The organism is Pseudomonas sp. B16120, from assembly GCF_044218845.1.
Classification (GTDB): domain Bacteria; phylum Pseudomonadota; class Gammaproteobacteria; order Pseudomonadales; family Pseudomonadaceae; genus Aquipseudomonas; species Aquipseudomonas paracarnis.
Genome location: NZ_CP162588.1, coordinates 3,895,715 through 3,908,556, shown reverse-complemented (window position 1 = coordinate 3,908,556; position 12,842 = coordinate 3,895,715). Strand labels below are relative to the sequence as shown.

General features: G+C 60.2%; 10 protein-coding genes and 4 tRNA genes. 8 read left to right on the top strand and 6 right to left on the bottom strand.

The features are described 5' to 3' along the window. Positions 1-107: 107 nt before the first annotated feature. Genes AB4P90_RS17990 through AB4P90_RS17980 form a run of 3 tightly spaced genes read right to left on the bottom strand, consistent with a single transcriptional unit; the run spans position 108 to position 5,887 of the window. Positions 108-1,523: an efflux transporter outer membrane subunit gene (locus AB4P90_RS17990; protein WP_395605206.1), complete on the bottom strand. Its 1,416-nt coding sequence runs from the start codon at positions 1,521-1,523 to the stop codon at positions 108-110. Further along, on the bottom strand, positions 1,507-2,676 hold the full coding sequence (locus AB4P90_RS17985) for an efflux RND transporter periplasmic adaptor subunit (RefSeq protein ID WP_020301673.1): 1,170 nt from the start codon (positions 2,674-2,676) through the stop codon (positions 1,507-1,509). The genes AB4P90_RS17990 and AB4P90_RS17985 overlap by 17 nt, the downstream gene beginning before the upstream one ends. Further along, complete coding sequence (locus tag AB4P90_RS17980; RefSeq protein WP_014718992.1) at positions 2,666-5,887, bottom strand: efflux RND transporter permease subunit; 3,222 nt, start codon at positions 5,885-5,887, stop codon at positions 2,666-2,668. Before AB4P90_RS17980 ends, AB4P90_RS17985 begins: the two co-directional genes overlap by 11 nt. A 206-nt stretch (positions 5,888-6,093) precedes the next feature. On the opposite strand from AB4P90_RS17980, the gene AB4P90_RS17975 reads away from it, so the two are divergent. Further along, the gene (locus AB4P90_RS17975; RefSeq protein ID WP_003192269.1) at positions 6,094-6,504 is read left to right on the top strand and encodes a hypothetical protein; all 411 of its coding nucleotides are present in this window, start codon (positions 6,094-6,096) and stop codon (positions 6,502-6,504) included. Here AB4P90_RS17975 and AB4P90_RS17970 read toward each other — a convergent pair. Then, on the bottom strand, positions 6,501-6,662 hold the full coding sequence (locus AB4P90_RS17970) for a hypothetical protein (RefSeq protein WP_003192266.1): 162 nt from the start codon (positions 6,660-6,662) through the stop codon (positions 6,501-6,503). The genes AB4P90_RS17975 and AB4P90_RS17970 overlap by 4 nt on opposite strands. A 211-nt stretch (positions 6,663-6,873) precedes the next feature. On the opposite strand from AB4P90_RS17970, the gene AB4P90_RS17965 reads away from it, so the two are divergent. Continuing rightward, on the top strand, positions 6,874-7,536 hold the full coding sequence (locus tag AB4P90_RS17965) for a cysteine peptidase family C39 domain-containing protein (protein WP_032903451.1): 663 nt from the start codon (positions 6,874-6,876) through the stop codon (positions 7,534-7,536). Between the two features lie 111 nt (positions 7,537-7,647). Here the strand turns inward: AB4P90_RS17965 and pbpG are convergent, their stop codons facing one another. Together pbpG and folD are read right to left on the bottom strand one after the other, a co-directional pair. Further along, entirely contained in the window at positions 7,648-8,571 is a 924-nt protein-coding gene (gene pbpG / locus AB4P90_RS17960) for a D-alanyl-D-alanine endopeptidase (RefSeq protein WP_395605205.1), read from the bottom strand. 208 nt (positions 8,572-8,779) lie between these two features. Next, entirely contained in the window at positions 8,780-9,634 is an 855-nt protein-coding gene (folD, locus tag AB4P90_RS17955; protein ID WP_014718989.1) for a bifunctional methylenetetrahydrofolate dehydrogenase/methenyltetrahydrofolate cyclohydrolase FolD, read from the bottom strand. Positions 9,635-9,909: 275 nt separating this feature from the next. Here folD and AB4P90_RS17950 point away from each other — a divergent pair. The 6 genes from AB4P90_RS17950 to clpP all read left to right on the top strand — a co-directional run bounded on the left by AB4P90_RS17950 (position 9,910) and on the right by clpP (position 12,829). Beyond that, a tRNA-Arg gene (locus tag AB4P90_RS17950) sits at positions 9,910-9,986 on the top strand. Between the two features lie 32 nt (positions 9,987-10,018). Then, a tRNA-His gene (locus AB4P90_RS17945) sits at positions 10,019-10,094 on the top strand. A 58-nt stretch (positions 10,095-10,152) separates the two neighbouring features. Next, positions 10,153-10,237 (top strand) — tRNA-Leu (locus AB4P90_RS17940). 77 nt (positions 10,238-10,314) lie between these two features. Then, positions 10,315-10,390 (top strand) — tRNA-His (locus AB4P90_RS17935). Positions 10,391-10,791: 401 nt separating this feature from the next. After that, complete coding sequence (tig, locus tag AB4P90_RS17930; protein WP_014718988.1) at positions 10,792-12,102, top strand: trigger factor; 1,311 nt, start codon at positions 10,792-10,794, stop codon at positions 12,100-12,102. A 91-nt stretch (positions 12,103-12,193) separates the two neighbouring features. Continuing rightward, positions 12,194-12,829, top strand: coding sequence for an ATP-dependent Clp endopeptidase proteolytic subunit ClpP (clpP, locus tag AB4P90_RS17925; RefSeq protein ID WP_003192255.1), 636 nt, complete (start codon positions 12,194-12,196; stop codon positions 12,827-12,829). Positions 12,830-12,842: the final 13 nt, after the last annotated feature.

The following is a 12,842-nucleotide window of genomic DNA, read 5'->3' as shown; positions in this document are numbered from 1 at the left end:
TCCGCGTGGGAATGCACCCTGTGACGCTCCGCGTCACGATTTTAGAGGCAGACGCAGAGCGTCCTGAGCGGCGTTCCCACGCAGAGCGTGGGAACGATCAGTGGGTATTAACCCGGCTGCCAGCCGCCGCCCAGTGCGGTCAACAGCCCTACGCTCGCCTGCAACTGCCGGGTCTGTACCGCCTGCAACGTTCTCTGTGCCTGCAACGCGGCGGTTTGGGCGGTGACCACATCCAGATAGCTCACTGCCCCGGCCTGATAGCTGTTCATCGCCAAGGCCTGGGTATGTTGCGCCGCCTCTGCCGCCGCTTGCTCGTCCTCGGCTTGCTGCTGCAGATCCCGCAGTTGCGCGAGGTTATCTTCCACCTCGCGCACGGCTTTCAATACGTGGCTACGGTACTGTGCCGCGGCCTCCTCGAACTCGGCCTTGGCCTGGCGCTCGTTGGCGCTCAAGCGCCCGCCGTCGAAGATCGGCAGGTTCATCAGCGGCCCCAGTGCCCAATACCGGTTGCCGGCGGACAGCAGGTTGCCAACACCTTGGGTCTGCCCGCCCAGCACACCGGTCAAACTGAAATCCGGAAACCACGCCGCCTTGGCCACGCCGATCGTTGCGTTGGCCGCAAACACGCGACGTTCAGCTGCGGCAATGTCCGGACGACGCTGCAGCAGGTGGCTGGGCAACTGCGCCGGAATGCCTGGCAACGCCATTAACTGCGAGCTGGGCGGCAGTGAAAACTCACTGGCCGTCACGCCCACCAATTCGCCGATGGCATGTTCGGCGAGGTTGCGCTGGCCACGCACTTCGTCCAGCTGCGCCTTGGCTTCGGCCAGTTGGTTCTGCGCGCGGGTCAGGTCCAATTCCGAGGCAATCTGGCCTTCATAACGGCTGCGGGTCAGTTGCAGCGCCTGGCTGAAGTCTTGCAACGAAGTGCTCAGGATTCGGCGCTGCGCATCCAGCCCATTGAGCTGCACATACAGGCTCGCCAACTGCTGTTGGAGGCTCAAGCGCACCACCGCCAAATCATCAAAGGACGCTTGTGCCTGGGCATCGCCCGCGGCGACCTGGTTGCGGATTCTGCCCCACAGGTCGAGGTCGTATCCCAGGGAGAACCCAGCGGTATTGCTGTTGTACACCGACGGCTGTGTAGTACCGCGTAACGGTCGTGAATCCGATTGACGCTGGCGCAGCGGTTGCACGCTGGCGGTGATTTGCGGGAAAAGGCCCGCGTGCAGTTGACTGGCATAGGCCTGGGACGCATCGAAGTGCGCCAGCGCCGCGGCCAGGTCCGGGTTGGCCTTGAGCAGTTGTTGCTGCAGCGCGTTCAGGCGCGAATCGTTGTAGAGCTGCCACCACTGGGGCGCCAGTTGATCCAACGGTTGCGCGCTGTGCCAGGGGCCATCGCTGGTTTGTTCGCGGTAGTGGGCGGGCAGGTCAATCGACGGCACCGTATAGGTGGGCGCCATCGAGCAACCCTGCAACGCCAGCACCATAAGTGCCGCCAGCGACTTAAGCCTTGGGCGCATGCGCACCTCCCGAGGCGGCGGCCAGTTGCACTGGGTCGCCTTCGCGCAGGGCGTCGGGCGGGTTGTCGATGATGCGGTCAGCAGGCTTCAGGCCTTGGTCGATCACCAGGCGCTCGCCGAGGTCCAGGCCAATATGAATGTCTTGCAGGTGCACATGATTGCGCCCGTCCAGCACCGCAACCTGGGTGCCCTGGGCGCGGAAGATCAAGGCGCTGGCCGGGATGCTTACGCCATGGGTGTCAGCCGGAATCGGTAGGGTGACTTCGGCGTAGTCGCCCGGCAGCAGTTCGCCGTTGGGGTTGTCGGCGACGAACTGGGCCAGCAGGGTGCCGGAGCGGCGGTCGATGGCGGTGGAGTCACCGATCAGGCGTGCCTTGAAATGCTCGCCGGGGTGCTCGGGGACGGTCAGTTCGACCTCAAGGCCCGCATGAATGACCGCTGCATAGTTCTGCGGCACCGGCACGTACAAGCGCAATTGGTGGGTGTCGGCAATGTTGAACAGTTCTGGATCGCTGGCGTTATCGGCTTTGATCAACTGGCCGATGTCCGTGTTGCGGGCGGTGATGGTGCCGGCGAACGGCGCGCGCAGGGTCTTGTAGCTTTCCAGGGCGCACAGTCGCGCATAGTCTGCTGCAGCGGCTTCGGTGTTGGCCTTGGCGGCTGCGGCGTTGGAGGTTTTCTCATCGGCGTCCTGGCGCGATACCGAATGGCTGGCCAGCAGGTTTTGCCAGCGGGTCGCCGTGGTGGCTGCCAGGCGTGCATTGGCTTGTTGCTGGATCAGGCGCGCATGGGCCTGGGCCAGTTGTTGGTCAAGGTCGGGGCTGTCGATTTCGGCGAGGATTTGCCCGGTCTTGACCTGGGTCCCGATGTCGACTTTCCAGTCCTTCAAGTAGCCGCTCACCCGCGCATGGATAGCCGCCTTGCTCCACGCCTCCAGGTGGGCGGGCAGGCGCAGGGTGTCACCGCCGGCGTTTGGCTTGGGTTGGAACACCATCACCTGGGGGACGGCGGCGGCTTCGGTCCAGGCAGTGACCGATTGCTCGTGCAGCGTACGCGCGTGCAGGCCGCTGGCGACCAGCAAGGCAGCCAACGTCAGGCCACCGACACCCAGGAGCATCAGGCGCTTGCGCGAGGGTTTTTGATCAGGCGACATGGGGCGTTTCTCCAGCAGTTGCGCGAGTAGGATGACGACCGTGGACCAGGCTGAAGACCACGGGAACAAACAACAAAGTGGCGACGGTGGCGAAGACCAGGCCACCGATGACCGCTCGGCCGAGCGGGGCGTTCTGCTCCTCGGAAATCGCCAGGGGCAACATGCCAATGATCATTGCCAGGGCGGTCATGCACACCGGGCGAAAGCGTGTGTAGCCGGCTTCCAGCGCGGCTTTCAACGCATCGCCGTGTTCGGCCAGGCGCTCACGGCAGAAGCTCACCACCAGGATCGAGTTGGCGGTGGCCACGCCCATGCACAAGATGGCACCGGTCAGTGCTGGCACCGACAACGAGGTGCCACTGAGGAACAGCATCCACACGATGCCCGCCAATGCTGCCGGCAACGCCGTGATGATCACAAAGGGGTCGGCCCACGACTGGAAGTTGACCACGATCAGCAAGTAGATCAGCACCACCGCGCCGAGCAGTCCGAAGCTCAAACCACTGAACGCCTCATGCAGCGCATCGATCTGCCCGTGCAGGCTGATGGTCGCGCCTTTGGGGCGCATGGACGCCGTGTCATCCAGCACCTTTTGCACATCGCGGGCCACACCGCCGAGGTCGCGACCTTGCACGTTGGCGTACAGGTCCAGGGTCGGTTCGATGTTGTAGTGGGTCACCACGGCCGGGCTTTGTACCCGGGAAATAGTCGCCACGCCGCCGAGGATTTGCGCCTGGCCATTGGCACCGGTCACCGGCAACGCTTCCAGGGACGGCAGGCTGTCGAGGCGGTATTGCGGGGTGGCCGCGACGATGGAATAAGACACGCCGTTGGCCGGGTTGAGCCAGAAGGTCGGCGCGGTTTGCGAGCTGCCGGCGAGGGAGGCGACCATGCTGTTGGTGACGTCACGCTCGGTGATGCCCAGGCCATTGGCGCGCATACGGTCCACGTTTACTTGCAGCGAGGGGTAGCCGGTGGACTGCTGGATCCGCAGGTCGGCAATCCCCGGTACATGTTGCAAGCGCCGTTCAAGCTCGACGGCATAAGCGCGGTTTTCGGCGTCATTGCGCCCGGAGATTTTGACGTCCAGCGGGGCGGGGGCGCCGAAGTTGAGGATCTGGCTGCTGATGTCGGCGGGCAGGAACGCAAAGTGGCTGCCGGGGAAACTTTGCGGCAGGGCTTCGCGCAGTTTTTTCACATAGTCGGCGGTGGGCGCGTGGTGCGTTTTCAAGCTGACTTGAATATCGCCATCCTGCGGGCCGATGGTGCCGCTGCTGCTGTAGGCCATGTCGATGCCGCTGAGCGGAATGCCAATATTATCGACGATGGTGTCCAGCTCTTCGGCGGGGATGACCTCGCGGATCCGCGCTTCGATGCGGTCGAACGCCGCGGCGCTTTCCTCGATGCGCGTGCCCAGTGGCAAGCGCACATGCAGGGCCAAGGCACCCGCATCGGTGGCCGGGAAAAAGTCCTGGCCCAGGCTCGGCAACAACAGGAACGACGCGAGTACGCAGGCCAGGAACCCGACAATGAAGCGCTTGCGTGCGCCCAGTGCCAGCGTCAGCAGGCCATGGTAGGTGTCGCGGACATTGGAAAAGTGCCGCTCGAATCCCTGTTGAAAATTCAGCACCGATTGCAGCAACGCATTGCGTGGTTTCGGGTGTTGTTCACCCTCGTGGTGATTGATGAATGCATCTTCCGGATGATGCCCCGCGCCTGGCTCCGGCCTATGCGGTTTGAGCAAAAACATCGCCAGTGTCGGCACCAGGGTGCGCGAGAGAATGAACGAACTGGCCATGGCAAAGATCACCGCCAGCGCCATTGGCCGGAACAGGTAACCGGCGATGCCTTGCAGCAAAAACATCGGCACGAACACGATGCAGATGCACAACAGCGAGACGAACGCCGGGCCGACGATTTGCGCGGCGCCGTCGAGAATCGCGGCCTTCACCGCCTTGCCTTGCTCCAGGTGCCAGTTGATGTTTTCGATGGTCACCGTGGCGTCGTCCACCAGGATGCCCACCGCCAACGCCAGCCCGCCCAACGTCATGACGTTGAGGGTTTGCCCACTGACAGCCAATAGCGCGATGGCCGACAGTACTGCCAGGGGAATCGACGCGGCGATGATCAAGGTCGAGCGCCAACTGCCGAGAAACAGCAGGATCATCGCACTGGTGAGCAGTGCAGCAATGATGCCTTCCTGGGCCACGCTGCCCACCGACTGCTTGACGAACGCCGAGGCATCGCCCAGCAGCGAGGTTTTCAGCGACGGCGGCAGGGTTTCGTTGATGCGCGGCAGCATCTGCCGGATACCGTCGATGATCGACAGGGTGGAGATGCTGCCGTTTTTCAGCGCCGGCATCAGCACGGCGCGATGGCCGTCGACCCGCACGATATTGGTTTGCGGCGGTGAACCGTCGCGCACGTGGGCCACTTGGCCGATGGTGATCAGCGCCCCGTCAACCGTCTTGATCGGCAGGTCGTTGAGTTCATCGATGGCCTTGGGGCTGTTATTGAGCAGGATCGTGTATTCGTTGAGGCCCAGCTTGGCGGTGCCCACCGGGATGATCTGGTTCTGCAGCGCCAGGGCATTGCCCACATCCTGGGCCGACAAGCCTTTGGCGGCCAGCGCCTGAGGGTCGAGGTCGAGGGTGATTTGCCGTTGCTTGCCGCCCATCGGTGTAGGCATGGCCAGGCCGGGCAGGGCGCTCAAGGGCAGGCGGATATTGTTCTGCACCAGGTCGCGAATTTTGGCTTCCGACAGGCTGGGGCTGGAAAACGCCATTTGCAGGATCGGCACCGTGGAGGCGCTGTAGTTGAGGATCAGCGGCGGGGTGATGCCCGGTGGCATTTGCTTGAGCACAGTCTGTGACACCGCCGTGACCTGGGCGTTGGCGGTACGGATATCGACGCCAGGCTGGAAGAAGATCTTGACGATGCCCATGCCGGGCAGCGATTGCGACTCGATATGTTCGATGTCGTTGACGGTGGTGCTCAGTGAGCGTTCGTAGGTGTAGATCACCCGGCCGGCCATGGCGTCCGGGGACAGGCCGTTGTACTGCCAGACCACGGCGACCACGGGAATGCCGATATCGGGAAAAACATCCGTGGGCGTGCGCAGGGCCGCCATCGGCCCGATGATGCAGATGAATATAGCCAGCACGATGAAGGTGTACGGCTTGTGCAGTGCGGTCTTTACCAGCCCGAGCATGCGTGAGTCTCCGAGAAGAGCAGGATTGCAAACCCCGGCAGTCTTGACCGACCCACCTAACACGCACCTTTCAGCCAGGTGAAGGAAGTTTTAGTCAAGGGCTGAAGATACTTTCATAGGGATTCATTTGTTCCAGGAAGGGCGGCTGATCAAGCTTGTCAGCCATCGGATACGCCCTTTTTACATCTGCCCTTTGGAGCCCTGTCATGTCACTTAAACCACTGTTGTTAGTTCCCGTCCTTGGCTTTGTCTGTTTGTTGTCGGCGTGCGCCGGCCCGATCCCCAAGGCGGACCCCAGCCAAGCCTGGATCGGCTTGCAGGAAGAAGCGCCGAATGACCTGATGGCCGAGCGTGTCGATGGCAAGCGTGTGGACGATGGGCGCTATTTTGAAGTGACCCCGGGGGACCATCGCCTGGACGTGACTTTATTTGAAGACGAGCCGGGTGATGACAACCAGCAGGACTGCCAGGGCCGCATCGAGTACAAGCATTTCAAGGCAGGTGAGCACTACACCCTGGTGGAATCGAGCCTGGGCACCACGGTGCGTGCGTCCCTTGAGGACGGCCACGGCAAGGAAATTGCCGCGACCCAGGACTTCAATTGCATGCCTGGCTAGGCGTGATGCGCCGTCGTCTTGCGTGGCTCGGCGGGTTCAGCAGGTTTGACGTGGGGATGATGATGCCGGCGCGTCACGCGCATGACCCCCCACAGCATGGCGGCGGCGACGGCCAGCCAACCACAGATCAACAGGAAAATCGTTGTCGCAAGGCTCATTCGGGCCTCCTTTCGCCCACTTGGGGCACACACAGTCTTCTCAATGGACAGTCTAGCCAGCCGGCGGTTGCCTGCTATTGACCAATGGTCGAGTCTGTCCAACTTGTTTGCTCTATCAGCGCCGCTTTACTGGGCCAGTGGGCTATACCGGCGGGGCGGGGCGCCCTATGATCGGGGCCTTTACCGGCAGTTGATCAAGAGAGTGAAAAAATTGCGCTTACGGTCGAACCTTAAAACTTCCTTGCTGCTGGCCGTTGCCCTTGGGCTGGCGGCCTGTTCCAGTACCCCGTCGAAACTGCCAGGCTTGCCGGAGCGCGTTGAACTCAATGGCGTGCCAACCTTTCGCAGCGAGGCTTATCAGAGTGGTCCTGCGGCACTTGCCAGCATGCTGTCGCAACAAGGCATTGTCATGACGCCGGGTTTGCTTGATAAACCACTGCGCCTGCCCGGCGCCGAGGCGGACCTTGAACGCAACATGCAGGTGCTGGCGCGTGAGTATGGGCTGATGGTGTACCCATTGGACGCCAAGCTGACCGCCGTGTTTGCCCAGGTAGCGGCGGGTTACCCGGTGATGGCGCGGATCAACGCCAGCTATTGGTCCGGGGAGCGTTATGTCGTGGTGGTGGGGTTCAACCAGCAGAAAAGTACCGTGCTGTTGCGCTCAGGCAAGGAGCGTCGATTGAGCATGAGCTTCAGCGACTTCGATTCGGCGTGGAAGGGCGCGGGCCATTGGGCCATCCTCACCCAGCGCCCGAGCCAGTTGCCGGCCAACGTGGATGCGCAGCGCTGGCGCGATGCGGCCAACGCCACGGCGCAGGCGGGGCAGGAGCAAGCGGCGGCCCAAGCGCTCAAGGTGTTGGCAGAGAAGAAGTGAAACTCAAATGTGGGAGCGGGCTTGCTCGCGAAGGCGCAGTGTCAGTCGCTGAATGCTTAGGCTGACCCACCGCATTCGCGAGCAAGCCCGCTCCCACACTAAAATCGCTGTTTATCGACGTACTTCCGTAGCAGTCGCTCGATTCTTGAGGTTCTTATCGGCCTTGTAACGCAGCGCCACATCCGGCACGGCGCCGCCTTTGCCGGTCTCGACCCAGCTACGAATACGGCTGGCATCGGCAAAGTGGGTGAACTTGCCAAAGGCATCCAGGATTACCAGCGACACCGGGCGATTGCCCATGCTCGTCACCAGCACCAGGCAATGGCCGGCCTGGTTGGTGAAGCCGGTCTTGGTCAGCTTGATATCCCAATTGGCGCGGTTGATCAGGTGGTCGGTGTTGGAGAAGCCCAAGGTGTAGTTGGGCTTGCGGAACGACACAGTCTTTTCCTTGGTGGTGCTCAACTGGCTGAGCATCGGAAACTTGCGCGCATAGGCCAGCAGCTTGCTCAGGTCGCGGGCGGTCGAGACGTTATGAATCGACAGACCGGTGGGCTCCACGTAGTGGGTGCTGGTCATGCCCAGGGATTTGGCCTTGGCGTTCATCGCGGCGATGAAGGCCGAATAACCGCCTGGATAGTGGTGGGCCAGGCTGGCGGCGGCGCGGTTTTCCGAAGACATCAGCGCGATCAGCAGCATTTCCTTGCGCGGCATCTGGCTACCGATCTTCACCCGGGAGAACACGCCTTTCATCTCGGGCGTGTCGCTGATGTTGATGTCGATGTACTCGTCCATATTCTGCTTGGCTTCGAGGACGATCAGGCCGGTCATCAGCTTGCTCACCGAGGCGATAGGTACCACCACGTCGGGGTTGCTGGAATAAATGACTTTATTGGTCTGCAAATCGACCAGCATGGCGCTGCCGGAGGCGATCTGCAGCTTGGAGGCGTCACGCGGGGCCAGGGTGGTTTCGGCGGCGTGGGCGAAGGTACCTGCCAAAGCAAAAAACAGGCTGACAATAGAAAGACGAATTTTCACGCGGATGAACTCGCTAAAAAAGTAAGGAAATGCCGTTGTAGAACGGATCTTGTGACAAATGGCGTTACATTTTAGGAGTATGGATGAAGAACTGTCGAATGTTCTTCTAGAACCAGACGAAAGTGCTTAAAAACTAAGAAAAAACGGTTTTTTTACGTGCAATAAAAAGCCCTGCGCTAAGGCAGGGCTTTTTCATTACGCCTGGTTATTAACCATGCAGGGTTTCCGCTGCGTACAAGGTGTTTTCCAGCAGGCAGGCCCGGGTCATGGGCCCGACGCCGCCTGGCACTGGCGTGATCCAGCCAGCGCGGGGCAGGGCGGTTTCATACACCACGTCGCCCACCAACTTGCCGTCTTCCTGGCGGTTGATGCCCACGTCGATGACGATGGCGCCTTCCTTGATCCACTCACCCTTGACCAGGCCCGGCTTGCCGGCGGCGACTACCACCAGGTCAGCGCGGCCGACGTGGCCGGCCAGGTCCTTGGTGAAGCGGTGGGTGACGGTCACGGTGCAGCCGGCCAGCAGCAGCTCCATGGCCATCGGGCGACCGACGATGTTCGATGCGCCCACCACCACAGCGTCAAGGCCATACAGGTCGACACCGGTGCTTTCCAGCAGCGTCATGATGCCTTTGGGGGTGCATGGGCGCAGCAGGGGAATGCGTTGGGCCAGGCGGCCGACGTTATAAGGGTGGAAACCGTCGACGTCTTTGTCCGGGCGGATGCGCTCCAGCAGCTTGGAGGCGTCCAGGTGCTCGGGCAGTGGAAGTTGCAGCAGGATGCCGTCCATGTTCGGGTCATCGTTGAGGCTGTCAATCAGGTCGGTCAGGGCCTGTTGAGTGGTGTCCGAAGGCAAGTCATAGGCCTTGGAAATAAAGCCGACCTCTTCACAGTCTTTACGCTTGTGCGAGACATAAACCTGAGAGGCAGGATCGCTGCCGACCAGGATCACCGCGAGGCCAGGCGTGCGCAGGCCTTGCTGGCTGCGCTCGGTGACTCGTTTGGCGATCTGCTGGCGCAGGCTGGCGGCGATTGATTTGCCGTCGATAAGTTGTGCAGTCATTACGCGTGATTAACCATCGAGAGGGGGAAGAAAAGTGCGCGCATTCTCGCATGCCAAGGCGCGAGGGCAAAGGCGCTTGGTCTGCAAATTGCCCTAACCCCTTAAATAAAATCAGTTTTTTTCAAAAAAGATTTGACGGGTTTCCGGGGCATCTATACTATTCGTCGCACTTGTCGGGCACAGCCTAGCACTGGTTAAGAAGGTCGAGCAGAATAGTTGTACTGCAAGGCTGGAAGCACTTAGTTTGTAATCCTCCAAGAGTACAGATTAATAAGGCGCCCGTAGCTCAGCTGGATAGAGCATCCGCCTTCTAAGCGGATGGTCGCAGGTTCGAGTCCTGCCGGGTGCGCCATTAGGCAGCTTTGGCACAAGTAGCGCTATATGGTGGGCGTAGCTCAGTTGGTAGAGCACGGGATTGTGACTCCCGTTGTCGAGGGTTCGATCCCCTTCGTCCACCCCATATTCTGAAAAGGCGCCAGATTTAACAGTCTGGCGCCTTTGCTTTAAGAGCTTCAAGCGCGGATGTGGTGGAATTGGTAGACACACTGGATTTAGGTTCCAGCGCCGCGAGGCGTAAGAGTTCGAGTCTCTTCATCCGCACCAATTAAAGCTTTTCCCGGTCGTCAGGCGGGGCAGGGCTCAACAAAGAAGTGGTTTGGTTTCTTTGTTAACGCAATATGGTGGGCGTAGCTCAGTTGGTAGAGCACGGGATTGTGACTCCCGTTGTCGAGGGTTCGATCCCCTTCGTCCACCCCATATTCGAAAGGCGCCAGATTTAACAGTCTGGCGCCTTTTTTGGTTTTGGCGGTTTGAGATTGGGTGGTCGCAGGTGCTGGGCTGCCCCGGCAGGGCGTGTCGTCGTATTTATGTATCTCGATGATGCCGCGTTGCTTGCTCGCCTTGTTCGCAGGGCGGGCCGCCAGGGAGATGGATGCGTGTTCCTTCTATATATAGAGAGGGGCGGCGCAGGGCCCTGGCGCAATTTGGCTGTATTTGTCACCGGGGCGAGGTACTTCAGTGCTTTCGTACCGATAAATTGCCGGCTGTTTTCCGCTGTGTTTTCAGTAGGGTGACTTCTTGAGTTTGACCCACTAGAATGCATGCCCTTGATTGGGGTCGGAAATGGCCGGCTAATGTCTGTGCAACGAGGAATATCCATGCAAGTTTCTGTTGAAAATACTACTGCTCTCGAGCGCCGCCTGAGCATCACCGTGCCGGCAGAGCGTATCGAGACTGCGGTCAACAAGCGTCTGCAGCAGACTGCCCAAAAGGCCAAGATCGCTGGTTTCCGTCCAGGCAAAGTGCCGATGAGCGAAATCAAGCGTCGTTTTGGTGCCGATGCGCGCCAGGAAGCTGTAGGTGACGTGATCCAGGCTTCTTTCTACGAAGCCGTTGTCGAGCAAAAGCTGAACCCGGCAGGCTCGCCTTCGATCGAGCCCAAGTCCCTGGAAGCGGGCAAGGACCTGGAATACGTTGCCGTATTCGAAGTGTTCCCGGAATTTGAAGTGGCCGGTTTCGACGGTATCGAAATCGAGCGTCTGAGCGCCGAAGTGGCCGATTCGGACCTGGACAACATGCTGGAAATCCTGCGCAAGCAGAACACTCGTTTTGAAGTGGCCGACCGTGCCGCCCAGAACGAAGACCAACTGAACATCGATTTCGTTGGCAAGGTTGACGGCGAAGTCTTCGCTGGCGGCTCCGCAAAGGGCACTCAGCTGGTGCTGGGTTCCAACCGCATGATCCCTGGTTTCGAGGACGGCCTGGTTGGCGCCAAAGCCGGCGAAGAGCGCGTTCTGAACCTGACTTTCCCTGCTGACTACCAGAACCTGGACCTGGCTGGCAAAGCCGCCGAGTTCACCGTTACCGTCAACAGCGTTTCCGAGCCTAAGCTGCCAGAGCTGAACGAAGAGTTCTTCGCCCAGTTCGGCATCAAGGAAACCGGCATCGAAGGCTTCCGCACCGAAGTTCGCAAGAACATGGAGCGTGAGCTGCGCCAGGCTATCAAGTCCAAGGTCAAGAACCAGGTCATGGACGGTCTGCTGGCCGCCAACCCGATCGAAGTGCCTAAGGCCCTGCTGTCCAACGAAGTGGATCGTCTGCGCGTTCAAGCGGTTCAGCAGTTTGGTGGCAACATCAAGCCTGACCAACTGCCGGCCGAGCTGTTCGAAGAGCAAGCCAAGCGCCGCGTTGTGCTGGGCCTGATCGTGGCTGAAGTGGTCAAGCAGTTCGACCTCAAGCCAGACGAAGACCGCGTTCGTGAAATGATCCAGGAAATGGCTTCGGCCTACCAGGAGCCTGAGCAGGTCGTGGCTTGGTACTACAAGAATGAGCAGCAGATGAACGAAGTACGTTCGGTTGTGCTGGAAGAACAAGTTGTGGATACTGTTCTGCAGAAGGCTAAGGTGACCGATAAAGCGGTCTCTTACGAAGAAGCAGTCAAACCGGCGGAAGCAGCACAAGCCGACTGATTGTCCAACTCGTTGGAAATTCAACCATAAGCCAGCCTCGCGCTGGCTTATGCGTTTTCAAGACATGACTATTTGGGAGTAACTGCAGAGCATGTTCCGTAATTCCTATATTCAGCAGAACTCTGATATCCAGGCCGCAGGCGGCTTGGTCCCGATGGTTGTCGAGCAGTCCGCTCGTGGCGAACGCGCCTACGACATCTACTCGCGCCTGCTCAAGGAGCGAGTGATCTTTCTGGTTGGCCCGGTAGAGGACTACATGGCCAACCTGATCTGTGCGCAATTGCTGTTCCTTGAAGCGGAAAACCCGGACAAGGACATCCATCTCTACATCAACTCACCGGGCGGTTCGGTGACTGCGGGCATGTCGATCTACGACACCATGCAGTTCATCAAGCCAAACGTGTCGACCACCTGTATTGGCCAGGCGTGCAGCATGGGCGCCTTCCTGCTGACTGCGGGTGCCGAAGGCAAGCGTTTCTGCCTGCCGAACTCGCGCGTGATGATTCACCAGCCGCTGGGCGGTTTCCAGGGCCAGGCGTCGGACATCGAAATCCACGCCAAGGAAATCCTCTTCATTCGTGAGCGTCTCAACACGCTGATGGCCAAGCACAGCGGGCGCACCCTGGAAGAAATCGAGCGCGATACCAACCGTGACAATTTCATGAGCGCTGAAGCCGCCAAGGAATACGGGTTGATCGACGCAGTGATCGACAAGCGCCCCGCTTAATATAAGCCGCTCA

Excerpts from the sequence above, each read along its gene's own strand:
- AB4P90_RS17970 (WP_003192266.1), bottom strand. The coding sequence starts at position 6,662 with ATGAGCCTTGCGACAACGATTTTCCTGTTGATCTGTGGTTGGCTGGCC.
- folD (WP_014718989.1), bottom strand. The coding sequence starts at position 9,634 with ATGACTGCACAACTTATCGACGGCAAATCAATCGCCGCCAGCCTGCGC.
- AB4P90_RS17980 (WP_014718992.1), bottom strand. The coding sequence starts at position 5,887 with ATGCTCGGGCTGGTAAAGACCGCACTGCACAAGCCGTACACCTTCATC.
- AB4P90_RS17985 (WP_020301673.1), bottom strand. The coding sequence starts at position 2,676 with ATGTCGCCTGATCAAAAACCCTCGCGCAAGCGCCTGATGCTCCTGGGT.
- tig (WP_014718988.1), top strand. The coding sequence starts at position 10,792 with ATGCAAGTTTCTGTTGAAAATACTACTGCTCTCGAGCGCCGCCTGAGC.
- AB4P90_RS17975 (WP_003192269.1), top strand. The coding sequence starts at position 6,094 with ATGTCACTTAAACCACTGTTGTTAGTTCCCGTCCTTGGCTTTGTCTGT.
- clpP (WP_003192255.1), top strand. The coding sequence starts at position 12,194 with ATGTTCCGTAATTCCTATATTCAGCAGAACTCTGATATCCAGGCCGCA.
- AB4P90_RS17990 (WP_395605206.1), bottom strand. The coding sequence starts at position 1,523 with ATGCGCCCAAGGCTTAAGTCGCTGGCGGCACTTATGGTGCTGGCGTTG.